At 49.0% G+C, this 22570-nt stretch carries 24 protein-coding genes and 1 pseudogene; 14 read left to right on the top strand and 11 right to left on the bottom strand.

What is annotated here, in order from left to right:
• Together copD and LH22_RS10980 are read left to right on the top strand one after the other, a co-directional pair.
• Positions 1–882: a copper homeostasis membrane protein CopD gene (copD, locus tag LH22_RS10975; RefSeq protein ID WP_038646539.1), complete on the top strand. Its 882-nt coding sequence runs from the start codon at positions 1–3 to the stop codon at positions 880–882.
• Positions 883–910: 28 nt separating this feature from the next.
• The gene (locus LH22_RS10980; protein WP_038650051.1) at positions 911–1258 is read left to right on the top strand and encodes a YebY family protein; all 348 of its coding nucleotides are present in this window, start codon (positions 911–913) and stop codon (positions 1256–1258) included.
• Between the two features lie 313 nt (positions 1259–1571).
• On the opposite strand, the gene LH22_RS20565 is transcribed toward LH22_RS10980, so the two are convergent.
• Positions 1572–2114 carry a tyrosine-type recombinase/integrase gene (locus LH22_RS20565; RefSeq protein WP_156102789.1) on the bottom strand — a complete coding sequence of 181 codons (543 nt, stop codon included), beginning with the start codon at positions 2112–2114 and terminating at the stop codon, positions 1572–1574.
• Between LH22_RS20565 and LH22_RS10990 the strand changes: the two are divergent.
• A pseudogene (locus tag LH22_RS10990) lies at positions 2104–2868 on the top strand (phage portal protein); the annotation flags it as partial. The gene LH22_RS20565 and the pseudogene LH22_RS10990 sit on opposite strands and share 11 nt — an antisense overlap.
• A gap of 36 nt (positions 2869–2904) precedes the next feature.
• On the opposite strand, the gene LH22_RS10995 reads toward LH22_RS10990, so the two are convergent.
• The 3 genes from LH22_RS10995 to LH22_RS11005 are packed head-to-tail and all read right to left on the bottom strand — an operon-like array spanning position 2905 to position 5766.
• Positions 2905–3606 (bottom strand): hypothetical protein, encoded by a 702-nt coding sequence (locus LH22_RS10995; protein WP_038646541.1) that lies wholly within the window; start codon positions 3604–3606, stop codon positions 2905–2907.
• Positions 3603–4700 (bottom strand): hypothetical protein, encoded by a 1098-nt coding sequence (locus LH22_RS11000; protein WP_038646543.1) that lies wholly within the window; start codon positions 4698–4700, stop codon positions 3603–3605. The genes LH22_RS10995 and LH22_RS11000 overlap by 4 nt, the downstream gene beginning before the upstream one ends.
• Before the next feature lies 1 nt (position 4701).
• Positions 4702–5766, bottom strand: a complete 1065-nt coding sequence (locus LH22_RS11005; RefSeq protein WP_038650057.1) for a hypothetical protein — start codon at positions 5764–5766, stop codon at positions 4702–4704.
• 34 nt (positions 5767–5800) lie between these two features.
• Here LH22_RS11005 and LH22_RS20570 point away from each other — a divergent pair, with 34 nt between their 5' ends.
• Positions 5801–6226 carry a hypothetical protein gene (locus LH22_RS20570; protein ID WP_156102790.1) on the top strand — a complete coding sequence of 142 codons (426 nt, stop codon included), beginning with the start codon at positions 5801–5803 and terminating at the stop codon, positions 6224–6226.
• Between the two features lie 197 nt (positions 6227–6423).
• Here LH22_RS20570 and LH22_RS21035 read toward each other — a convergent pair whose 3' ends face one another.
• Positions 6424–6537, bottom strand: a complete 114-nt coding sequence (locus LH22_RS21035; RefSeq protein ID WP_156102791.1) for a phage filamentation protein Fil family protein — start codon at positions 6535–6537, stop codon at positions 6424–6426.
• 9 nt (positions 6538–6546) lie between these two features.
• Positions 6547–7056, bottom strand: a complete 510-nt coding sequence (locus tag LH22_RS11015) for a phage regulatory CII family protein (RefSeq protein ID WP_038650059.1) — start codon at positions 7054–7056, stop codon at positions 6547–6549.
• A gap of 540 nt (positions 7057–7596) precedes the next feature.
• On the opposite strand from LH22_RS11015, the gene LH22_RS20210 reads away from it, so the two are divergent.
• The 5 genes from LH22_RS20210 to LH22_RS20715 all read left to right on the top strand — a co-directional run bounded on the left by LH22_RS20210 (position 7597) and on the right by LH22_RS20715 (position 10790).
• Positions 7597–8247, top strand: a complete 651-nt coding sequence (locus tag LH22_RS20210; protein ID WP_346420835.1) for a helix-turn-helix domain-containing protein — start codon at positions 7597–7599, stop codon at positions 8245–8247.
• Entirely contained in the window at positions 8166–8438 is a 273-nt protein-coding gene (locus tag LH22_RS21010) for a hypothetical protein (RefSeq protein WP_346420836.1), read from the top strand. Before LH22_RS20210 ends, LH22_RS21010 begins: the two co-directional genes overlap by 82 nt.
• Before the next feature lie 82 nt (positions 8439–8520).
• The gene (locus LH22_RS11020; protein ID WP_038646545.1) at positions 8521–9837 is read left to right on the top strand and encodes a DUF6602 domain-containing protein; all 1317 of its coding nucleotides are present in this window, start codon (positions 8521–8523) and stop codon (positions 9835–9837) included.
• A 350-nt stretch (positions 9838–10187) separates the two neighbouring features.
• Entirely contained in the window at positions 10188–10514 is a 327-nt protein-coding gene (locus LH22_RS11025; RefSeq protein ID WP_038646546.1) for a hypothetical protein, read from the top strand.
• A 108-nt stretch (positions 10515–10622) separates the two neighbouring features.
• The gene (locus tag LH22_RS20715) at positions 10623–10790 is read left to right on the top strand and encodes a hypothetical protein (protein WP_167540447.1); all 168 of its coding nucleotides are present in this window, start codon (positions 10623–10625) and stop codon (positions 10788–10790) included.
• 42 nt (positions 10791–10832) lie between these two features.
• On the opposite strand, the gene LH22_RS11030 is transcribed toward LH22_RS20715, so the two are convergent.
• Both LH22_RS11030 and LH22_RS11035 read right to left on the bottom strand, forming a co-directional pair.
• Positions 10833–11111, bottom strand: coding sequence for a hypothetical protein (locus LH22_RS11030; RefSeq protein ID WP_038646548.1), 279 nt, complete (start codon positions 11109–11111; stop codon positions 10833–10835).
• A 62-nt stretch (positions 11112–11173) separates the two neighbouring features.
• Positions 11174–11434, bottom strand: a complete 261-nt coding sequence (locus tag LH22_RS11035; RefSeq protein ID WP_038646550.1) for a DUF3761 domain-containing protein — start codon at positions 11432–11434, stop codon at positions 11174–11176.
• Positions 11435–11900: 466 nt separating this feature from the next.
• Between LH22_RS11035 and LH22_RS11040 the strand changes: the two genes are divergently transcribed.
• Positions 11901–12548 (top strand): metallophosphoesterase, encoded by a 648-nt coding sequence (locus LH22_RS11040; RefSeq protein WP_034828689.1) that lies wholly within the window; start codon positions 11901–11903, stop codon positions 12546–12548.
• 2 nt (positions 12549–12550) lie between these two features.
• On the opposite strand, the gene rsmF is transcribed toward LH22_RS11040, so the two are convergent.
• The 3 genes from rsmF to yebS all read right to left on the bottom strand — a co-directional run bounded on the left by rsmF (position 12551) and on the right by yebS (position 17897).
• Positions 12551–13975, bottom strand: a complete 1425-nt coding sequence (rsmF, locus tag LH22_RS11045; RefSeq protein WP_038646552.1) for a 16S rRNA (cytosine(1407)-C(5))-methyltransferase RsmF — start codon at positions 13973–13975, stop codon at positions 12551–12553.
• 75 nt (positions 13976–14050) lie between these two features.
• On the bottom strand, positions 14051–16684 hold the full coding sequence (locus LH22_RS11050; protein WP_038646554.1) for a PqiB family protein: 2634 nt from the start codon (positions 16682–16684) through the stop codon (positions 14051–14053).
• The gene (gene yebS, locus LH22_RS11055) at positions 16653–17897 is read right to left on the bottom strand and encodes a membrane integrity lipid transport subunit YebS (protein WP_038646555.1); all 1245 of its coding nucleotides are present in this window, start codon (positions 17895–17897) and stop codon (positions 16653–16655) included. The genes LH22_RS11050 and yebS overlap by 32 nt, the downstream gene beginning before the upstream one ends.
• 216 nt (positions 17898–18113) lie before the next feature.
• On the opposite strand from yebS, the gene LH22_RS11060 reads away from it, so the two are divergent.
• From LH22_RS11060 to htpX, 4 genes are all read left to right on the top strand, one after another.
• On the top strand, positions 18114–18614 hold the full coding sequence (locus LH22_RS11060) for a GAF domain-containing protein (protein ID WP_038646557.1): 501 nt from the start codon (positions 18114–18116) through the stop codon (positions 18612–18614).
• A 96-nt stretch (positions 18615–18710) separates the two neighbouring features.
• Positions 18711–19391: an RNA chaperone ProQ gene (proQ, locus tag LH22_RS11065; RefSeq protein ID WP_038646559.1), complete on the top strand. Its 681-nt coding sequence runs from the start codon at positions 18711–18713 to the stop codon at positions 19389–19391.
• 19 nt (positions 19392–19410) lie between these two features.
• A complete protein-coding gene (gene prc / locus LH22_RS11070; protein WP_038646561.1) occupies positions 19411–21450 on the top strand; it encodes a carboxy terminal-processing peptidase in 2040 nt (679 codons plus the stop codon).
• 217 nt (positions 21451–21667) lie between these two features.
• Positions 21668–22549: a protease HtpX gene (gene htpX, locus LH22_RS11075; protein ID WP_038646563.1), complete on the top strand. Its 882-nt coding sequence runs from the start codon at positions 21668–21670 to the stop codon at positions 22547–22549.
• The last annotated feature ends 21 nt before the right edge of the window (positions 22550–22570 follow it).

The following is a 22570-nucleotide window of genomic DNA, read 5'->3' on the forward strand; positions in this document are numbered from 1 at the left end:
ATGAGCCTGAGCACGTTGTGGATTGGTCTGCGCGCCCTGCATTTTATTGCGGTGTTATTGCTGGCTGGCAGCGCGTTCTATACGGCTCTGCTGGCGCCACGGCGTTATCGCCCGGTGCTGGCGCAACGTCTGCACTCAATTTTAGTGACGACAGCGCTATTGAGTTTGCTCAGCGCGGTATTCATGCTGGCCACGCAAACCGGTTTGATGAGCGGCGACTGGCGCAATGTCGGTGACGTGGAAACCTGGCAAGCGGTATTAGCCACGCGCTTCGGCGCGGTGTGGCGTTGGGAGCTGGGGTTCGCACTGCTCACCACGCTGGTTTTGCTGCTGCGTGGCACACTGCGCCAGCAGCTCTTGCTGATCAGTGGCCTGTTGCAGTTGGTGGCGCTGGCTGGCGTCGGGCACGCCGCGATGCGCGATGGTTTACCCGGCTTATTGCAGCAGAGCAATCACGCGCTGCATTTGATTGCTGCTGCATTCTGGACCGGCGGCTTACTGCCTCTGTTAATACTGATGCGTGAAGCCCGACAGATTACGTATCGCACCGATGCGATTCGCTGCATGATGCGCTTTTCGCGTTATGGGCATCTGGCTGTCGCACTGGCGTTGCTGACCGGGATGATCAACAGCCTGATGATTGGCGGCACGCCGCTCAATTGGGGTGCCACGCTGTGGGGTGCGATGCTGGTGGTTAAAGTGATGCTGGTGATGATGATGGTGGGCATTGCGCTGATCAATCGCTATATTCTGGTGCCACGTTTTCGCGTCGCGGGCAGCCACGCGCCGCAGCAGTTTATTCGCCTGACGCAGCTTGAGCTGCTGCTGGCCATTGTTGTTGTCGGATTGGTTAGCGTGTTTGCCACGCTGTCACCGGCCTGAATTGTAATGAATGAAAAATGAGGTCGATATTTTGCTGAAGAAATTGATTCCAGCCTGCATTCTGATGGCGCTGTGCAGCCAGGCGATGGCCGCACAGATTATTACCGTCAGCCGCTTTGAGATTGGCAAGGACAAATGGCCCTTCACCCGCGAAGAGGTGATGCTGACCTGTGAGAAAGATGGCGCGCTGTTTGCCATCAATCCGAGCACCTTGCTGCAATATCCGCTGAATGATAAAGCCCATGCACGCGCTGACGCGGGTAAAGGCACTCAGCAATCCATCGATACCATCGTGGCGGAAGACAAAGCGCATTCTGGCCAGAAAATGAGCCTGCAACCGATCGTTGATCGCGCGCAACAGCTGTGCGGTAAGTAATCCCTGCAAAATTCGGGCGTAGCGCACAGTTTTGCCGCTACGCTTGCTTTCCTGATGTGCCAGCACGATCACAGAGTTGGCAGCTTCCTGCCCGCATCATGACGCTTGGCTGGAAAATAACCACCCTTGGACTACCTTTAAATGGCAAGGCGAACTCGCCTTCAAAAATGCCAACTTTTAGCGCACGGCTCTCAAAGAGCCATTTCCCTGGACCCGATACAGGAATCGTATTGGGTCTTTTTTTGTTCGCTATTCAACATCAATAACCTATCTATTTATCAATAAGTTATCACCCATCCTGCTACACTGAGTTCTATCCTGTTATAACTCCCGCCGCCATTTTGCCGCCATTTTTGGCGGCCATGACCGCCAACGGATTGCAGTGAATAGCATCTTCGAGATGCTTAGGCGCGAAGTGGGTATAACGCATGATTACGCGTATGTCCGGGTGCCCGAGGATGCGCTGCAGCACCAGTATGTTGCTATCGGTCATCATAAAGTGGCTGGCGAAACTATGGCGCAGCACATGGCTCATTTGTCCTTCTGGCAGCTCAATACCGGCGAGACGTATCACCCGATAAAACTGGCGATAATACTCCGCGAATAACTTTCCCTCTTTGTCTTTCAACTCATCGTGCAGCTCTTTACCGATCGGTACAGTGCGATTGCGTATGCCTTTGGTATTAATGAAGGTGATTTTCTGTGGGGAAATCTTTGAGGATTTTAAAGCTGCAGCTTCATTCCAGCAGCATCCGGTCGAAAGACAGATTCTAATTATAAGCGTCAGCTCTGGATTGCCATGCATTTCACAGGCCGCAAACAGTTTCTTAATTTGCGCCTCGTTTAAGCGCAACATTCTGGCGTCAACGTTTATCCCGCACCCGCTGCTGAGCCAGCAGGAGTTCAGCAAGTTTGCGCTCGACTATCTGGTGTTCGGCAACGCCTTCGCCGAGCTGCGCCGCAACGCGCTCGGCAAACCGCTGCGTCTGGAAACGTCACCGGCCAAGTATACGCGGCGCGGCGTGGAGGATGGGGTTTACTGGTTCGTGAACGAGTGGAAGGGGGCGCACCAGTTCGACGTGGATCAGGAGCTGTACGGCCTGCCGGAATATCTTAGCGCATTAAATTCCGCCTGGCTGAACGAGGCGGCAACGCTGTTCCGCCGCAAGTATTACCAGAACGGCACGCACGCCGGTTACATCCTGTACATGACCGACGCGGCGCAGAGCAGCAGCGACATCGAGCGCATGCGCCAGGCGATTCGCGATACCAAAGGGATCGGCAACTTCCGCAACCTGTTTATGTACGCGCCCAACGGCAAGCCGGACGACATCAAGATTTTGCCGCTGAGCGAAGTGGCTACCAAAGATGACTTTTTCAATATCAAGAAGGCCAGCCGTGATGACCTGCTCAGCGCGCACCGCGTACCGCCGCAGATGATGGGGATTATCCCGGACAGCGCAGGCGGGTTCGGGGATGCGGTGAAGGCGGCGCAGGTGTTTGTGAGGAATGAATTAACACCGTTGTAAGAGAGAATGAAAGAACTTAATCACTGGTTAAATGAAGAAGTAATAAAATTCCAAAAATATAAATTGGAAGTAGGTGAATAATAAAAATTGGCGGCGGTAGATTGTACCGCCGGAACTTCAAATTTCTTTTTTGAGTAAGTGTTCGCTTATGGTTGTGTCAAAAAAAGGGATTAGATTTTCAGCAGTGCAAAGAGAACCACTTCTTGAAAGCTCAAATTCGCATTTTTCTTCTAACAAGAAACCTGAAGCCTTTACTTTGTCTAAAGAATAACCCCTATTATTAATGATGCTTTCTATATCGGAAATGGCATTCTTTTTAGACGTTATTTCTATGGATGCTTTTGCGTTATCATTAATCACCAAGCTGCTAATCTTAACCTTTTTAATATTTATAAGGTTTAGATGGTAATTGGAATGCAATACTTTAATGTATTCATCTATCTGAATATCAACCAAACCAAACCCAATCTTGTATTTTGATATAGAACTAAGTTTATCCGTAAGAGGACGCAAAGATTTTGGTGGATTGATTATACATAGTAAATATAACTTATTGGTTATCTTGGAAATTGAAAATTCAAATGACTCGTATGTTAAAAGCTCTTGAGAATTTTCATTACCGTAAGGATCTACAGAGAAATTTATGTTTATCTTTTCCTCTGTGTAAGTAGATAGGATCTTGTCATTTTTTAATGAGGTGTTTGAGTATCCATGTCCTTGTGATTGAGAGTAGGGATGCGATTTAATCAGTAAAAACATTTCATCTATGGATAAATTACTTTTAAGTCTGTTGTACTTGACCCGCACTTGATTTCTCATGATTCGCCTCCTTGAGCCATTTCAGTTATATCAATTATAATTGAACGGGCTGTTTTTTCAATGAGTCGATTAAAAAACAATTCTTTCTCATCTCTCAATGGATAAAATGTTTTGTTATATTTCCCATCCCCTTTATATTTTTTCTCTCCTCTTGAAATATAAGAAAACCCGCTAAAAGAATCAGCGTCATCAAATTGGGCTTCAAACTCATAGATGTTTTTATCTGCACTCTTATCTATTACTCGCCACTTAATACGACAAATGTAAAAGCCTCTATCATACAACGAATTTATTTCATCAGACTTTAAAACTCCCTGACCTTTTAGCGATGCTTTATCAACATGAATTCCATTACTTCCATCTCCATCACTGCCATCTGGCTTGGGATGATACACATAAGCATCCGTTACATCATCAAGTTCATAACCTTCCATTTCAGTTATCAATCTAGTAAAGAAGTCTGTTCTATATTGTGGGTCGTCAATGTTTTCTAAGCTTACACTCTTTATATCAAGCTGAGCATCGGATATAGAGGAACCTTCTTCGATTGCTTTATCGGTGGAAAGCCTTTCAATAAGGTCTAGAAACTGTTTTTCATAAGATTCTGTTTGCTCATTGTCAGGACGACGAATGACATAACCCTCATCTTGAGGCTCTAGTTCAATCAGTGCTTGCTTCTTTACCACCTGTTTGAAATCACTCTTAGAGAAATTAGTAGACATATACGTGACATATATTTTAACCACTCCGCTTTTGTCAGCAATTACATGGCAAAGATCCTTTTTTTCAATAAGAATTTGCTTGAAATCCTCAGCAGCAGAGAGGATTGTTCCTTTGTCAGGCATGTTATATATTTCCTTAGAAGTTACCCTTTCCCTTCTAGGTTCACTGCCTAACATTGATGCTATTTTTTGATGATCGTAATAATCATGAGTAAATTTTGAGAAGTTCTTAGATAAAACTTTTTTGGAGGTTTTTTTTGAGATGATGATCCCCCGAGATAGAAACAGTTCTCTAAGTTCGTTTTGAGTTACTTGTGATTGGTTTAATGCATCACAAAGTACTTTATCAGTAACACTATAAATATCGTTCATCTTATCTTTCCCAAGACATAGCTTCTGAACTATAGAATTCTTTAACGGTTGGAACTAAATGGAGTTCCATTGCTAACAACTTCTGCTTAGCACTTTCGTCATAGTTCCAATCTAAGGCGTATTTTTCTAATGCTCTTTGAAAATGCGATCTTATAGAATCATTTCTATCACTCGTAGCGATGCGAATACGAATGTTATTTTTTCCATTTAAAATTTGATAGTTCGATAAAAGATCTAGCAAATAATAAAATTCCATATCAGAAGAACCGGGGCGATTATAATAAACAATATATCCTGGAGGATAACATTCAAACTCTTTTTGGGTTTCTCTGTTAAATGAATATACTGCATCATGTTTGATTATTAAAAAGGGTGCAGTTAAAGACTCTACAGTGGCTGGGAAGTAATCGTCCGTAACCACAACTTTGTGATAGACCAATTGTGGGTAATAGAATCCATATTCTTCCCTAGGGAATTGGTTGTCTCTAACCAATTCATTCATGTCCGCTATTATGGACAGCATATAACTAATTGTCTTTGGTTCTATTATATGGAGTTGCTGACCTTCAGATATATTTATATTATCTAACTTAATGGACTTAGGACGTTTTCCTCTTCCCTTCGGCGGTGGAGGATCAAAGAAATTATAAAAATTATGTTCAAAGTCATTATCATGATTATATACAAATAGCAGGCCGCGAACTTCACTATCACCTGCACAAATGTTATATTTTTCACGCCATTGAGAACTGTATCTAGCACAAGATATTGTTTCTCCCAATGAGGATAACGCACCTTCAATCATATCAACATTAATTGAACCTTTAGCATAACTTTTAAGGTCTGTATTCAGAAGTATCGTTTTATTAAGATAGGGGTCTTTATAACTAAATACGACATCGACAGGATGCGTATGGGCTTGTTTTTTATCAATGGGTTTATGATTATCTTCATCGATACATGCAAAGTCTTGATCGAAGGGACCAGAAATTTTCCATTTAAACCGCTCAAAAATTTTTGACGAAACAATTTTAGCTAACTCTTCAATTGGTCCATTCTCTGCCACAAGTACACCCCTTATAAACTGTGAGATATTTCCTATGGACAAGATAAGGAATCGTAAAAACATTTACAATACTTATGTAAGTTCAAAAGTGGTTTTCGCAACAGCGTCTGCGCGCAATGCTACCCCCCACGCCTGCCCGCTTTATGCATCGCTTTTCATGCAGATGCATGCACTACGTGAAGCCGCGGCAGCAGTGAGCACCATAGCGATTGACGATCCTTTCAGGATCATGCGAAATCATGCACAAAAATGCGGTTTGCTGCACTACGAAAAAATCCACCAAAATGGTGGCTTAGGGCAGGGGAGTTACCGAGATGAAATCATTCAGCTTGGCGGAAAATGGCATCCTGATAAATCGCCGTATCAATCATTCCCGCCATCTCACTTATCATCGACAGAGCCGTTTTTTAACTCGTCTTCTTTGCAATGTGCGACAAGTGATACGTCAGTAATGAACTGAATTCTTGCCAAGGTCGCGCTAAGATTATCTCTATCCATCAGTCGATTAACTCCTCTTTTTAATGAACTACTGTATATATAAGCAGTATCATAGTGATAAGGAATCGTAAAGAATCGTGCAGCTCGGATTGGTCCGAGCGCTGCTTTAATGAGCAGCTCTACTAGTTTTATGTCGTTTTGCTAGCGAAGCAAATCCTTCTAGAACTGTTGAGGGCTTCCTTCTGTCCCTGAACAGATGTCACCTAAAATCCAGCCGTGTCCGTAGGACATTGACGGGCTTTGCCTTTTGAGCTGTGCAGCAAATGAAATCATGACTGCACCTCAGACCGCGCAAAACGAAGCGCCAAGACCGCTGATCGCATCGACTGTTGAAGACAGAGCAGGGTTAGACTGTATGCGCGCTTGAACGGGCAGCGCTGCAAGCGTTAAGCAACGAATGCCGCTGTTAACGTTTTGCAGCAGGCCGCGTTTGCAGCTCGCGTTCATTTGCTCATTGGAGATCGCGCCTGCCGCGAGTTGACCAACCTCGGCGGTAGCCTTCATCACATACAGCGGCAGCTTATCGTTCGCCACTTCGTTTATCGGCACGCAAGGCAAGCACTGGATTTGCGCAAGCAGGCCATCAATCAGCGTTGCGTCTTCGGTGACATCGGTAAGCACTAACACTTCTTGCACGGTGAGCTGGTGCGGCTGATTGGGATTCAGTTTGGTACACAGCGTTTGCGCCCGCAGGCCTGCCTGCTGTGCAACGTCTTCCATGTTGTGCGTTAACGCGAACTTGCGACAGGCATCGTCGTAATGTGCATGGTTAGAAACTTTGAAATCAAACATGTTTAAAATGCCCTCGACTTGCAAAATCAAATTAGGGTTTGATGTAGCGACATTTGATTGCGTGTTGAGGGTTTTTTCACGCCATGCAGCAACATTGATAAGTGGGTTGCCATGTTTGGTCATTGTGGTTGGTACTTTCTCACCGGTCTTTTTGTTAGTGTGGTTCTGTGTGTAGATGAACGAAGGGGTGGGGGCTAGTAATACCACTCCGTTAGAGATCCATTTCTCTAGCACCGACTCGCTGATACGGTTGGCTGCTGCGAAGTCTTGTTTAGACATGGTTGGTGAAATTGCGAGCGCGACAGCTTTGTTCACGGCATCGTTAACCACTTCACTGATGGCGGGCATTAAAATAGCAGCGACATTGGCAATGAAATCTTTAGATTGCAATTAGTCAAATGCGTTTTGGCTGTTTGCATTTTCTGTATGCATAACGCAGTATCTCCCATTAAATAGCGTGTTCTACGGTGTTACATGTGGTGTGTACATACGGTGGATCACAATTGTGATTGTGTAAACTGCTTTTGTGGTTGGTTATGTATGTCTAATTTAGAGCCTAATCCTCAAGAGGTGATTGAGGGGCTGCTTTCGGCTTATGGTGTAGCAACACAACGCGCATTAGCAAAGGCGCTCAATGTGCCATCAAATAATGTAAGTGCTTGGTCTCAACGCAACAGCGTTCCAGGTAGTGCGATTATCAAGTGCGTTCTTGATACTGGTGTTGACCTGCAGTGGCTTGTTAACGGGAAATTTGCAAAAGCAAATTTAAAGCGGGTTGGTGGATTGCCTTCTGGTGCAGAACTTTTAAATGAGATCATGTCCAGTGGAGGAAAAGCAGTTCTGCGCAGAATCATGGATGCATATGGATTCACTCTTCAAAAACAACTTTGCGAGCTTCTAGGTATTTCGTCTGGAACGGTAAGCACTTGGGTTAGAAGAAATTACTTTCCCGGAGATGTAGTTGTCGCTTGCGCACTTGACACTGGCGTTTCTTTGCAATGGTTGGCAACCGGAAAAGGTTCAACTCGAAACGAAAATCAGCAAGATAGTCGAAACTATTCAATACCTCATAAAAATTTGACTGCTGGGATTTTACAAGATGCAGGTTGTTGGAATATAAACCTGCGTTTTTTCCGCAAAAAATCAGCGAGCCGACTTTCGTATCAAGCAGCACTGGCTCTTGGGTTTTAGATATGAAAATTACTGGTTTAAGCAATGGTCAATGGCTGCTAGGAATCGATGATGCGCATGATATGTATGAAGTTACACTTCTGCCTGGTAAAAAAATTAGTGTATTAAAAAATGGTTCAGGTTTTACCTGTTCCATTAGTGAGGTGAATATAGTTGGGAAAGTCGTCTTAATAATGACGTATAGTCTTTGATTGGGTAATTACCCCAGGGTTTTTTCTAGGTTTTTAATATCAAAATAATGAATTCATAGCTAATTTTTAAGGAGGAGCTTGAGTGCTAAGAAAATCATCAGAATTACTCAGGGAATTTATTGAATATGAAAAAAAGGTGCTGGCAGAACTTCCGGACATGCCACACATGCCAACTTTAGGGGATGCCTATGAAGAAATAACTAAAACTATGCTTGAAAAAGATTATGTTTTGCCACCTGAGTTTGATTTACATGTTGTTTCAGGATTTATAACTGTTAATGGAAAATTATTACCCCAGCAAATTGATTGCATGCTTGTTGTTGGAAAGGGGGTAAGATACGGACGTACAGACAAATATCTATGCGAAATAGACCAAGTTTTATGCGTTTTTGAAGTAAAAAAAACCTTAAACAAGGCAGACCTTAGCGATGCTATGGAACATTTGGCAGCTATTCGACGTGCCCACACTGATAACTTCGAACGGAAGGTTGAAGAAGGATTTTTACCAAAAATAGATAATGCTAGTAAGCATTTTTCACAATTAACTGGAAGGGAAACTATTGTTAATTATGAACAAATCAATTCTCTGCCTCCAGAGGATGGGATTTTACTCTATTCATTAGTTCAAGAGATTTTAGCACCAGTAACGATCATACATGGCTATGCCGGATATAAAAAAGAAAGTGGGTTGAGGGGAGCATTTGGAGACATTCTTCAGGAGAAGTTTGATAGTGGGGATAATTCATTCGGCGTTCTGTCCTTACCAAATATAGTAACGTCAAATGAATTCAGTCTCGTAAAAACAGGAGGACTTCCATTTATTGTCCCAAACAAAAACTCAGAATGGGTTTCAATTATATCGACTAGATTCAATCCATTGGAGATAATATTAGAGGTCGTCTGGTCTAAAATATCCAGTCATTTTGAAGTGGCTATGCCATGGGATGATGATGTTTATATGAATAATATATCACCTTTCATGCTGGCAATACCTAAAGCTCAAGGCGAACAGGTTGGGTGGAAGTATGAAACGATAGATTGGAATGAAAAAAAATTATTAAGGAGTGATGATAATACTTGGTCGCCAGATTTTTTAAATCCGGCTCAAATGTCCATAATGAGGTTGATATCAGCTTATGGTGAGTTAGAGATTAATTTTGAGAATGAAAAATACTTCGAAGAAAGATATGGCGTTGAATTGAAAACTGAGATTGCTGCTCTCATCTCAACCCGCATTTTTATGATGAGCCGCGATTCTATCAAACCAATCAATCAGCATACTCTTTTGTTAGATGGAGAAGATGGCACTGGGTATGTTGCAAGTGATAGAGACAGATTTGATAGTTGGTGCTCGATCAACGATATTGAGCCACATTATACTCACATGGTTATATATTGATTATGAAATGACTAGGGAGTTTACATTTCATCCTTTTGCTAATATGGCGATAAGAAGCCAATTTGTCGCCACATCCCATTGTAACCTATTGATGTTAAATGGTTATGATAGCATTGGGTCTTTTTTGTTCTATTGATTTTTATGATTAAAATTTTATTTTCACCCAGATTTCCCGAAATTTGTCCGAATCTTTATATCCGAATCAAATTCCTACCCCTCAATCCTTACCCAATCTTTGCGCAAAATACCCGCAATTCCCCCCAGCTAATCCGCCAATCGCGCCACGCTTCACGTGCTACATTTCGTCTCAGCCACACGCCAACCCTGCCAGCCTAAACGAGAGTCTTGCGATGTTAAAACCTGCTGTCCTGTTTACCGCGATGCTGCTTCTCAGCGGCTGCGCACTGAAGCAATACCCGCAATCACCCAAAGTCAGTGATGAAGAAGCGCAAACCTACAACTGCGCGGCACTGGATCAGGAGATCGCGAAATCCCACAGCGTCCAGCAGCAAATCGACAAAACCGGCGAGTTTGATGCGCTCACGGTGATTGGTTTTATCGGCGATTTTGGTATTGGCAACGGTATCGCCAAGGCCAGCGCTAACAAGCATGCGACTGCGCGGTTGAATCAGCTGGAACAATTAAAAACGGTGCGTTGCGGGCATCCAACGGCGTAATAGATCTATGCCAGCACGAAAGATGCGGACATTTAACAGCAGCCAGATAGCGTGAAAAATGGTATAAGAGTGCGCACTGTTTGTATTGCCGATTAATAAGGATCCTTCATGGCAAATGCGCAATATCTTCTCTGGGTAATGATTGGTACCTTAACGCTGCTGAGTCTCTTTATTGGTGTTGTCGTCGGGCGGACGAAAACCCCGCGTGTAGGCTTTGCGACCTTCGCCGGATTGTGGGTATTCTTCTTGCTAGCGATATTCTTCCTCTCGCGCTAGAGAACACCGTTTGCCACACGGCTTGTGTGGCAAATCAGTTGGTTAAGCAGTGTGGTGTAAAGCGGCACGATGCTGAGCAATTAGCGTGTTAGCCAGGTAACGATCTTCTTCATGTTGCGACACGTAATATTCATATGGGTCGCGCACGCCAAGGCTATAAATATAATCCAGGTGAGCTTGTTTAACTTCCCGATTAATATATTGCACTACCTCTAATCCCAATTCATCCGCATAGACTGGCGCTTTGCTTTTAATGTCGCGAATCAAGTCCGCGTTATTTTGCATGAAAAGCTCCAGATCGATTTTGTAATAGTCTTTCATTGCTCACTCCTTAAGAAAATACTGTCCTTTAAGTCTGGCACACGCTGTTAATTGCGTGTGGCTTAAGATGCCAGCCACGCCGCAACGCCGCCGTGACGCGAGCAGGTGCCGCGATGATGGGTGCTAAAATTGTATGAACCATCGCGGCAACGGGCCGTTGCGCCTTCGGGTACGTCATTATTTTGCGTATGCGCGGGGCGATGGATCGACTGTCCTTCGCTGTTGATATAACTGCCTTGCTCGATCAGTTCAACGTGCCTTTTGGCGTGTGAGGGCATGCTGACCAGCAACAGCATCAGTGTGATTACAGAAAGCCTTTTCATGATCTCTTTGCGGTGGAAAGGGGGATAGGAGGTTATCGGCAGCAAGGATAAAAGCTTAAATCACCATCACTAATGTAAGCGAAGCGTAAAATACAATGATGAGAATGATAGTTAATATCATTTAACTTGTTCGGCATTGTCTGGATTGATAGAGTAGCCGCCGTCCCGCACAGAGCTAACGCCTTTAATGAGCGCCGGAGATAAGCGCCGGACGGGACTTTCATCAGGGCTGCAGGACGCGGCCGCTGTTGAAACTTCTGAGATGACAAAATCCTTCAGCCCACAAACAGCAGATGCACCAATCGCGCCAGCGATTCCAGCAGCAACAGGCTGCCGAGAAATATAAACACCAGTACACCGATAAATTGTTTACGGCTGCTCACGCTGCTCCCTCCCCTGGCTTCATCTCACCGGACTATACTTTATGCCGGGTTCACTAAACTTCCAGTCAACCGGGGAAGATTACATGTTTTACCAGACGGTGAGTGCCAAAACGTGGCGTAACATTTGGGTGGTGGGTGATTTGCATGGTTGCCGCGCTCAACTGGATTCGCAACTGATTCTGCATGACTTCGATAAAGAGCGAGACCTGCTGCTGTCAGTGGGGGATTTAATCGATCGCGGGCCCGACAGCCCTGGCTGCTTGCAACTGTTGCAGGAGCCATGGTTTCGCTGTGTGCGTGGTAATCACGAACAGATGGCATTGTCGGCGCTGGAAGGCCAGGATCCGATGCTGTGGATGATGAACGGCGGTGACTGGTTCTGGCAGTTAAAAGGCGCGGATTTAATTGCGGCACGTCATGCGCTTAAACGCTGTGCCGATCTCCCGCTGATTTTGCATCTGGAGTTAGCCGATCGCGTGGTGGTGATCGCCCATGCCGACTATCCAGCCAGCCATTATGAGTTGGGTCAGGACGTGGACTGGCATCAGGTGGTGTGGAGCCGCGATCGTCTCGGCCGCCATCATCGTGGCGCTTCCGCCAGTATTGACGGTGCGAGCGATTTCTATTTTGGCCACACGCCGCTGGAACAGCCGCTCAATGTGGCGAACCAGCATTACATCGACACCGGAGCAGTATTCGGTAATCGCTTAACGCTGGTTCAGCTGCAGTAGAGTTAACGGAACAAACGCCCGTCGCGCACCAGTTCACGTGGATAGCTATTTTTGATGCGGTTACTGACTTTCTTGGCTAAACCCAATGGCTGTTGCTGATAGGTGACGATCACTTCATCGCGAGCCGGGGCAGTTTCAGGGTGAATATCCTGGCCGCGATACCAGCTTTCTGCTTCCGTTTCCGTCAATTCGAAATCCAGTGCGCTGCCAGGTTTTGTCAGGGCAACCACGGCTTCATGCTGCCAGCGATAGCCTTTCGGGAAAGTCTCTGCCAGCTTCAGGCCAATGCGTGAGAACCGGACTCTGCCGAGCCAGTTTTCCAGCGCAGCCGGGAACAGCCACAGTTCTTTATCACGCAGCCACAGCGAGTGATGTTCATCCCACTCGATACCCACCTTAGCTGCCGCCTGTTGCACTTCAGCAACCAGCTTGCGGCTGGCAGGCGAGAAGGGCAATTTACCCACTTTATAGGTGGGCACGGGCAACGCCGGGATACTGGCGGTTTTGCGCAGGCGTGCGACAAAGAAGCCTTCACTGTCGAAAATCTGTGGGAAGACATGCAGGAAGCCTTCCGGCGTCAATGCACGCTCGGCACCGTCAAACAGCTCGCCCAGAGGCACGATTTCAACCGCATCGGGATAGCGCTGCTGCAACCAGGCGATGACCTGTTGGTTCTCAATCTGGTTCAGCGTGCAGGTGGAGTAGATCAACGTGCCGCCAGGTTGTAATGCATGGAATGCACTGTCGATCAGGTCACGCTGGGTTGCGGCAATCTCTTCAGTACTGGCCAGCGTCCAATTACGCAGGGCGTCGGCATCTTTGCGCACTACGCCTTCGCCGGAGCAGGGTGCATCCAGCAGGATGGCATCAAACTGTTCAGGAAGGGCGGCGCCAAACACGCGGCCATCAAAGTGCGTTAATGCCACGTTGCTGACGCCACAGCGGCTGATATTGGCATGAAGCACTTTTACTCGACTGGCTGAATATTCATTGGCGAGGATCGCACCTTCGTTGCGCATCAACGCTGCCATTTGCGTGGTTTTGGAACCGGGTGCCGCAGCGACATCCATCACCTTACGTGCTTCCGGCGCGGCATCAAATAACGCGGTCACCGGCAGCATTGAACTGGCTTCCTGAATGTAGAACAAACCACTCAGGTGCTCAGCCACACTGCCCAGCGGCAATGTCTCATCTTCCCGCTCGATCCAGAATCCTTCGGCGCACCAGGGAACCGGCGTTAAGCGCCAGCCATAGTGCGCGGTGCGTGCTAAAAACGCCTCCACGCTAATTTTCAACGTATTGACGCGCAGGCTGCGGCGCAGCGGCTGTTGGCTAATCGCCAGGAAACGCTGCAGTTCATTTTCGTCAGCCAGGCTGGTGCGCATCAGCGCAAGGAAATCTTCAGGAAAGCGATCGGACACGGACATTTACCGGGGTATCAAATTTAGCGCGAAGTGTAACACGTGCAAATAAAACGGGCAGCCCGCAGGCTGCCCGATTGCTTAATTGGGATCCGGAATCGCCGTTCCCCAACTGCGCCACTCTTTCGGCGCTTCATCCTGCAACAGGAAGTGTTTATCAGCACCGGCCTGTGGCGCCAGCGGCACCGTCGGCGGTGTGGCAAATTGAATGCCGCCACGAATGAACTGCTGGAAGGTGCCGGTTTTCACTACGCCACCAATCAGACCGAAGTCGAGGTTATAGCCAGACGCCAGCCAGAACACGGAGTTATTACGCACCAGATGCTGATATTTTTTGCTGATGCGCAGCGCGATCTGTACGCGATCCGCCATGTTGCCCAGCGAAGTACCGGTTACCGTACCCACTTCCACCCCACGGAACAGCACCGGGGTACCCAACGACAGCGAACCGGCTTCGGTAGCATCAACATAAATGTTGAGTCCGTTGAGGTAACGCGAATCGGTGATGGTACTCTCCTGCAACTCAAAGGTACGTGCCTGAGCCCCTTTGCCGGGATCGACATTGAGGTAAGGCTGCAGCAAGGTCTCCAGATGATTAACACCCGCTGGCGAAATTTCCGGTGAGACCACCGAGAAGCGACTGCCGATACGCGCAAAGTCCTGCACATACTCGGGATAAAGCACCGCTTTCGCCACCACCTGATTGTTGTCTTTACTCAATGCCAGTGATTCGACCTGGCCGACATTAATGCCGAGGTAACGAATCGGCATGCCCGCGGCCAGCTTGCTGGCATCAAAGGTATGCAAGGTGATCTGGCTGCCGACTGCACGCGCAGCCGTTTCAGAGGCATAAAGTACGCGTTTCACGCCTTTCGCTGCTTGCGCGCCAGTGAGGTTATCGAAGCTGATCGCGCCTTTCAGCGCACGGTTAAGCGGCGAAGCCTGCACGGTTAAACCGCTGCCGTTGAGTTGTACTTTCGCACCACCTTCGGCCCAGAATACGCTCTCGCTGGTCAGCAGCTTGCGGTATTGCGGCTCAATGTGGATGGAAATCTCAAAGGCATCGGCGCGCGGCACCACATCCACCACTTCACCCACCTGGAATTTACGATACAGCACCACTGAACCGGCCTGCACATCTGGCAAGCTGTTGGCGGTCAGTTTCAGTGTGGTTGGCGGCTGGTCACCAATAATCCCTTCCTGCGCACGCTCAGCATCGGCATATAAAGGATAACGGGCGGAAGGATCGCCTTTCGCCCCCGGCACCAGACGTATGCCGCCGTCTACCCATTCACGGGCACTGGCACCCAGCACCTGCATTCCATCTAGACCAAACTTCACGTCGAGACGGCTATTCACGATGAATTTGCTATCCGCGTGCACCAGATGGCGATATTCCGGATTGATGGCTACCGCAAAGCTAATGCCATTCTCATCCAGTTGGCGCGAAATGACCTGCCCAATCTTCATGCCGTACAGCATCACCGGCTGACCGCCATCAATACCATAGGTTTCCGGCGCGCTGAGTTTTACCGTCAGGACATCCGGTTTTTGCAGCAGGGTTTCGCTGGCAGGCAGCACGGTAAAGTGATCCTGCGCGGGACCTTCACCCGGTACCAGTTCGAAGGTGTTACCGGTCAGCAAGCTGCTGAGATTGGTGTCGGTCAGGCTCAGCTTTGGCGCACGCATTTCAATGCGGGTACCGCTGCGCATCAGGCTGGTTACCGAAGGATCCACGGTGAGTTCGCCGGTGACTTTGCCGCCCGGCAACAGATTGAGTTTGGTCAAGGTGCCGACTTCCAGACCCTGATACATCAGTGGCGTGCTATTCGCTTTGAGGTTATCGCCGCTCGGTAAATCCAGACTGATCTGCACACCACGCTGGCTGCGTGCCAGATCAGGGTAGAGCTGATAGTTTTCGTCGCTGTTGGCCTGCTGGCCTTCTTCTGGAGAATCAAAGGCAATTGCGCCATTCACCAGCGCGGCCAGGCTCTCCAGCTTCACTTTGGCACCGCTCAGACTGACGTCAGCGTCTACTCCAGACACGTTCCAGAAGCGGCTCTGCTTTTTCACCAGATTGACGAAACGACGCTCAATCAATACGTCGACCGTGACGCCATCAGTATTACCGTTGATGCTGTAGTCATAGACGCGTCCCACCGGGATTTTGCGGTAGTAGACCAGCGAACCGGTGTTCAGCGAGCCCAAATCGGGAGAGTGCAGATGGAGCAGCAACTCGCCGGTGTTGACGCGATACTTGGGTTGCGTGTCCAGCGCGGTAAAGTGCTCACGCGGATTGCCGCCGCCAGGCATCATGCCAATATAGTTACCGCCCACCAGCGCATCCAATCCTGAAACGCCCGCCAGCGAGGCTTTCGGCGTCACCAGCCAGAACTGTGTATTGTCCTTCAGCGCATCGCGCATATCGCTCTTGATACTGGCCTTGATCTGGATGCTGTGATAATCATCGCTCAGCACAATACCTTGCACGGTACCCACTTCCACGCCCTGATAGCGAATCGGCGTACGGCCCGGCACGATGCCATCCGCGGTCTGGAAGTTGATGGTGATAGTGGTACCGCGTTCCTGATAGTTGGTCCATAGCAGCCAGCCAGCAATCAGCAGGGCAATAATGGGCAGTAACCAGAACGGCGAAACCTTGCGTTTGTTACGCAGGTTGGCGCTAGTCGGTGTAGTCGGCGTTTCCTGTTGCATGTGCATCCCAGATCAGGCGGCTATCAAGCCACTCTACAGCCATAATGGTCAGGATGACTGCCGCACCGAAATAGAAAGCGGCAGGTCCCATGGTAAAAGCCAGCAGTTGATCGCGATTCACCAATGACATGGTGACCGCAATCACGAACAGATCCAGCATTGACCAGCGTCCCACCCAGGTGATGGCACGCAGCAGTCGAATACGGGTTTTTAAGCCCTGTTCACACTTAAAATGGATGCTGACCAGCAACGTCAGCATCACTAACACTTTGGTAAACGGCACCAGAATACTGGCGATAAACACCACCGCCGCTACCGGGATGTTACCGGAAGCCAGGCCCAGAATACCGGAGAAGATCGTATCTTCACGGCGCGCGCCATTGACGTAAACCACTGAAATCGGCAGCAGGTTAGCGGGGATCAACAGCACAATCGAAGCGATCAGCGCGGCCCAGGATTTCTGCAAACTGTGGCGACGACGGAAGTCGAGCGGGGTGTGACAACGTGTACAACGTCCGCGATCGTCCGGCACACCGGTTTGATGGCAGTTCAGACACACCTGCCACAGTTCAGGGGGGGACGTCGGCAAAGCCTGCGGATAATAGTGTTCCCACAGCTCTTCCACGTTAAGGTGAATCAGCGTCAGCAGGCTCAGCACCGTCAGCGCGATGTAGGCCACCAGACCGTAGCCCACTTCCAGCGCGGCATAATCCTGCACCTTAATAGAGGCGACCGCCACACCGACCAGATAGATATCCAGCATCACCCACTCTTTGAGCTTCTCCAGCATTAGCAACACCGGACGCAGGTTCATCCCGATGGCGTTACCAATCCATAAATAGCAGATGCCAGCGACTAAGGTTACCGGTGCACCAATGGTACAAAACGCCACCATTGAGGCCGTCAGCACGTTGCCCTGCTGCGCCATCTGGATGACGCCTTCCACCAGGCTGGCGTTGATGCGCATGCCAAGCAAGCGAATATCCACCAAAGGCAGGCTGAAGGCGAAGGGCATCAACACGATCATGGTCACGGCCATCACAGTGAGTCGCGTCATTGACCAATCGCGGCCGCTTTGAATTTTTGCATGACAGCGCGGGCAATGCGCCGACTGATGCGATTTCACATCCGGTAAGGAAAAAAGGGTATCGCATTGCGGACAACGCTGATAACGTGCGTGGGGCAACGTCTGGCTGATAGCGTGAATTTTCATAGGTGACGCAAGTGGCCCATCGTTCGTTACGTTTACCGGCATGCTGTTCAGAGCATTCTGACTGCAATAGGGAGTGGTACAAGAATAGTTTAACCACCGACTGCTAAGGGTATAGTAACTAACACAATGATTCACCTGATGGGGCTGGATTATTAGTGCTTATTTTAACAACTGAGTGACAACAAGCTCACGACAGTGACGAGTTATGGTTAAACAATGAACAAAAAAGCCTTTTACGAGGATTTAAATCGTGATGTCCGCGCACTGTTAGCGGGCGAAACCTCTTTCCTGGCAGCACTGGGTAATTGCAGTGCGCTGTTGTTTGAACGCCTGGAAGGCGTGAACTGGGCAGGATTCTACTTGCTCACCGAGCCGAATACGCTGGTGCTGGGCCCGTTCCAGGGAAAAATTGCCTGTGTACGCATTCCGGTGGGCAAAGGGGTTTGTGGCACAGCGATTGCAGAAGATAAAGTACAGCTCGTTGAGGATGTGCATGCGTTCCCTGGCCATATCGCGTGCGATGCGGCCAGCAACGCTGAAATCGTGATTCCTCTGAAAGTGAATGGCACCGTTGTCGGTGTACTAGACATTGATAGTACGGTTTATTCTCGCTTTGATAGTGAGGATGAAGCGGGGCTGGTGGCCCTTACCGACGGGCTTTGTGAAGTGCTGGCGGGCAGTGACATCGAAAAATTTATTCAACTGTCACGCAGCTAATCGACTGGATCACATAGCATTTGGCGATGTTGTCATTATAATGTCGCCTGTTCATGCCTGCTCTGGTCGGCAAACCCGTAGTAATCAGGAAATTTCATGGAAAATCAACCTAAGTTGAATAGCAGTAAAGAAGTGATCGCCTTTTTGGCGGAACGTTTTCCGCAATGTTTTAGCGCCGAAGGTGAAGCGCGTCCGCTTAAAATCGGTATCTTCCAGGATCTGGTTGAGCGCGTTCAGGGTGAAAACAGCCTGAGCAAGACGCAACTGCGTTCAGCCTTGCGCCTTTATACCTCAAGCTGGCGTTACCTGTACGGCATTAAAGCGGGTGCAATCCGTGTTGATCTCGATGGCAACGCCTGTGGCGTGCTGGACGAACAACACGTTGAACATGCGCGCAAGCAGCTGGAAGAAGCCAAAGCGCGCGTTCAGGCGCAGCGCGATCAGCAAAAAGCGAAGAAACGCGAAGCCGGTGAAGAGACCGCTGAACGTCGTCCTCGTAAACCTGCTCCTCGCAAAGCGGCTGAAGGCGAAGCACCACGCAAGCCTCGTCCACAGGCACCGCGTGCCGCATCAGCAGAACGTACTGCTGCACCGCGCCCACCGCGAGCTAAACCTGTCACTGACACCTCAACTTTGCAACCCGGCCAGAACATCAAAGTTAAAGCAGGCAAAAGTGCAATGGACGCCACCATTCTTGAAATCACCAAGGATGGCGTTCGGGTGCAGCTCGCTTCCGGCATGGCTATGATTGTGCGCGCAGAACACTTGCAGTTCTGAAACGGAGGCTGACCTCGGCATGAACAACATTTTAAAGATCGGTATGATCGCGGGCCTGCTGTTAGCAGGCCCCACCTTTGGCGCAGATAACATTACCCGCGCCGACCAGATTCCACAGTTACATGAAGACCCGCAGCATCCTACCGTCAGTGAACGCGTCACTTCGCGTTTCACCCGTTCTCACTATCGCCAGTTCGATCTGAATCAGGATTTCTCTGCGAAAATTTTTGATCGCTACCTGAATCTGCTCGACTACAACCATAACGTGTTGTTGGCTTCAGACATCGCGCAATACGCCGATAAGAAAACCACGTTGGGTGATGAACTGCGCAGCGGTAAGCTGGATGTGTTCTACGATCTCTACAATCTGGCGCAGAAACGCCGCTTCGAGCGCTATCAATATGCGCTGAGCGTGCTGAATCGCCCGATGAATTTCACCGGCAATGACACCATCGACATTGACCGTGCAAAATCACCCTGGCCGAAAAACAGCGATGAGCTGAACGCGCTGTGGGATGCCAAAGTCAAATATGACGAGCTGAGCCTGAAACTGGCCGGCAAAGATGACAAAGATATTCGTGAAACGCTGACTAAGCGTTACAACTTTGCCATTCGTCGCCTGGCGCAGAGCAACAGTGAAGATGTGTTCCAGCTGGCGATGACCGCCTTTGCGCACGAAATCGACCCGCACACCAACTATCTTTCACCGCGTAACACCGAACAGTTCAACACCGAGATGAGCCTGTCGCTGGAAGGTATCGGTGCCGTGCTGCAGATGGACGATGATTACACGGTCATCAACTCCATGGTGGCCGGTGGACCGGCCGCGAAGAGCAAATCCATCAGCGTGGGCGACCGTATTGTCGGTGTTGCCCAGCCAGGCAAGCCAATGGAAGATGTGATTGGTTGGCGTCTGGATGATGTTGTCTCCAAAATCAAAGGACCGAAAGGCAGTAAAGTACGCCTGGAAATCCTGCCTGCTGGCAAAGGCACCAAAACCCGCACCGTGACACTTACGCGTGAAAAGATCCGTCTGGAAGATCGCGCGGTGAAAGGCACCGTACATAACGTCGGTAAAGAGAAAGTCGGCGTACTTGATATTCCAGGCTTCTACGTTGGCCTGACTGACGATGTTAAAGTGCAGCTGCAAAAACTGCAGAAGCAGAACGTCGACAGTATTGTGATTGATTTGCGTACCAACGGCGGCGGTGCTCTCACCGAAGCGGTATCACTGTCTGGTCTGTTTATTCCAAGCGGCCCAGTGGTGCAGGTACGTGACAACAACGGTCGCGTGCGCCAGGACAGCGATAACGACGGCATCGTTTATTACAAAGGTCCGCTGGTGGTGCTGGTCGATCGTTTCAGTGCTTCCGCATCTGAAATCTTTGCTGCAGCGATGCAGGATTACGGCCGCGCTCTGATTGTCGGTGAACCGACCTTTGGTAAAGGCACCGTGCAGCAGTATCGTTCGCTGAACCGCATCTACGATCAGATGCTGCGTCCAGAATGGCCGGCGCTGGGCTCAGTGCAATACACCATCCAGAAGTTCTATCGTATCAACGGTGGCAGTACTCAGCGTAAAGGCGTGACGCCGGATCTGCTGATGCCAACCGGCGTAGAAGCGGCGGAAACCGGTGAGAAGTTTGAGGACAACGCGCTGCCATGGGATAGCGTGAATGCCGCGACTTACACCAAAACCGGTGATATCACCGCGCTGGTACCGCAGCTGACCAAAGAACACGCCGATCGTATCGCTAAAGATCGCGAGTTCCAGTACATCATGAAAGATATTGCGCGCTTTGACGCGATGAAGGACAAACGCAATATCGTGTCGCTCAATCTCGGCCAACGTGAGAAAGAGAACCACGAAGATGATGCACTGCGTCTGGAACGCATTAACGCGCGCTATCAGGCAGAAGGCAAAGCCCCGCTGAAGAGCATTGAAGATTTGCCGAAAGACTACAAAGAGCCAGACCCGTATCTGGACGAAACCGTGAAAATTGCCAATGACATGGCGCAGCTGGAGAAAACCCAGCCTGCTGCCGAAGGCGCGAAGTAAATTTTCGCTGAATAAAAGCACCGCTCCGGCGGTGTTTTTTTTTCATCAAAGGTATTGTTCATTGTGGCTAATGGGCCGATTTGCGCACATCATTACCAAATGTAAAGTTATGTCTTTTTAGACACTTAAAGATTAAGGTTGCTTGAAAACCTGCGCAATGGACATAGGATGTATATCCGCGCATGAGCGCGAGCACAACTGAGGAAGATTAACGTTTATGATGCGTATTGCGCTTTTCCTGGTCACCAACCTGGCGGTGATGTTGGTATTCGGACTGATTCTGAGTCTGACAGGAATTCAGTCAAGCAGTGTTCAGGGTCTGATGATTATGGCAGGTCTGTTTGGCTTTGGCGGTGCGTTTGTTTCACTGCTGATGTCTAAATGGATGGCATTGCGCTCCGTCGGCGGTGAAGTGATTCAACAACCCCGTAACGAGACAGAACGCTGGCTGATGGATACCGTCAGTCGCCAGGCTCAACAGTCCGGCATTGCGATGCCACAAGTGGCGATCTATCACGCGCCAGACATTAACGCCTTTGCGACCGGTGCACGTCGTGACGCCTCACTGGTTGCGGTCTCGACCGGCTTGCTGCAGAACATGAGCCGTGATGAAGCGGAAGCGGTACTGGCGCACGAAATCGCCCACATCGCTAACGGTGACATGATCACCATGACGCTGATTCAGGGTGTGGTGAACACCTTCGTGATCTTCATTTCGCGTATTATCGCGCAGGTGGCATCGGGCTTCCTGTCGGGTAACCGTGACGGTGAAGAGAGCAGCAACGGTAACCCGCTGGTCTATTTTGCGGTCGCGACCGTGCTGGAACTGGTGTTCGGCATTCTCGCCAGCATCATCACCATGTGGTTCTCACGTCACCGTGAATTCCACGCGGATGCAGGTTCAGCCAAACTGGTGGGCCGCGAGAAGATGATTGCCGCTCTGCAGCGTTTGAAAACCAGCTACGAGCCGCAGGAGCCAAGCAGCATGATGGCATTCTGCATTAACGGTAAAAGCAAATCGTTGAGCGAATTGTTTATGTCGCATCCGCCGCTCGATAAGCGTATCGAAGCGCTGCGTAACGGTGACTATCTGAAATAATGGTTTGGCTGTTGCAATAAA

It is taken from the genome of Pantoea rwandensis (genome assembly GCF_000759475.1).
Classification (GTDB): Bacteria; Pseudomonadota; Gammaproteobacteria; order Enterobacterales; family Enterobacteriaceae; genus Pantoea; species Pantoea rwandensis_B.

Excerpts from the sequence above, each read along its gene's own strand:
- LH22_RS11035 (WP_038646550.1), bottom strand. The coding sequence starts at position 11,434 with ATGAAAAGGCTTTCTGTAATCACACTGATGCTGTTGCTGGTCAGCATG.
- LH22_RS20570 (WP_156102790.1), top strand. The coding sequence starts at position 5,801 with ATGGACAAGATAAGGAATCGTAAAAACATTTACAATACTTATGTAAGT.
- prc (WP_038646561.1), top strand. The coding sequence starts at position 19,411 with ATGAACAACATTTTAAAGATCGGTATGATCGCGGGCCTGCTGTTAGCA.
- LH22_RS21035 (WP_156102791.1), bottom strand. The coding sequence starts at position 6,537 with ATGATTTCATTTGCTGCACAGCTCAAAAGGCAAAGCCCGTCAATGTCC.
- LH22_RS11060 (WP_038646557.1), top strand. The coding sequence starts at position 18,114 with ATGAACAAAAAAGCCTTTTACGAGGATTTAAATCGTGATGTCCGCGCA.
- yebS (WP_038646555.1), bottom strand. The coding sequence starts at position 17,897 with ATGAAAATTCACGCTATCAGCCAGACGTTGCCCCACGCACGTTATCAG.
- proQ (WP_038646559.1), top strand. The coding sequence starts at position 18,711 with ATGGAAAATCAACCTAAGTTGAATAGCAGTAAAGAAGTGATCGCCTTT.
- LH22_RS10995 (WP_038646541.1), bottom strand. The coding sequence starts at position 3,606 with ATGAGAAATCAAGTGCGGGTCAAGTACAACAGACTTAAAAGTAATTTA.
- LH22_RS11040 (WP_034828689.1), top strand. The coding sequence starts at position 11,901 with ATGTTTTACCAGACGGTGAGTGCCAAAACGTGGCGTAACATTTGGGTG.
- LH22_RS11030 (WP_038646548.1), bottom strand. The coding sequence starts at position 11,111 with ATGAAAGACTATTACAAAATCGATCTGGAGCTTTTCATGCAAAATAAC.
- htpX (WP_038646563.1), top strand. The coding sequence starts at position 21,668 with ATGATGCGTATTGCGCTTTTCCTGGTCACCAACCTGGCGGTGATGTTG.
- LH22_RS20210 (WP_346420835.1), top strand. The coding sequence starts at position 7,597 with ATGTCTAATTTAGAGCCTAATCCTCAAGAGGTGATTGAGGGGCTGCTT.
- copD (WP_038646539.1), top strand. The coding sequence starts at position 1 with ATGAGCCTGAGCACGTTGTGGATTGGTCTGCGCGCCCTGCATTTTATT.
- LH22_RS11000 (WP_038646543.1), bottom strand. The coding sequence starts at position 4,700 with ATGAACGATATTTATAGTGTTACTGATAAAGTACTTTGTGATGCATTA.
- LH22_RS20715 (WP_167540447.1), top strand. The coding sequence starts at position 10,623 with ATGGCAAATGCGCAATATCTTCTCTGGGTAATGATTGGTACCTTAACG.
- rsmF (WP_038646552.1), bottom strand. The coding sequence starts at position 13,975 with ATGTCCGTGTCCGATCGCTTTCCTGAAGATTTCCTTGCGCTGATGCGC.
- LH22_RS11015 (WP_038650059.1), bottom strand. The coding sequence starts at position 7,056 with ATGTTTGATTTCAAAGTTTCTAACCATGCACATTACGACGATGCCTGT.
- LH22_RS11025 (WP_038646546.1), top strand. The coding sequence starts at position 10,188 with ATGTTAAAACCTGCTGTCCTGTTTACCGCGATGCTGCTTCTCAGCGGC.
- LH22_RS11050 (WP_038646554.1), bottom strand. The coding sequence starts at position 16,684 with ATGCAACAGGAAACGCCGACTACACCGACTAGCGCCAACCTGCGTAAC.
- LH22_RS20565 (WP_156102789.1), bottom strand. The coding sequence starts at position 2,114 with ATGTTGCGCTTAAACGAGGCGCAAATTAAGAAACTGTTTGCGGCCTGT.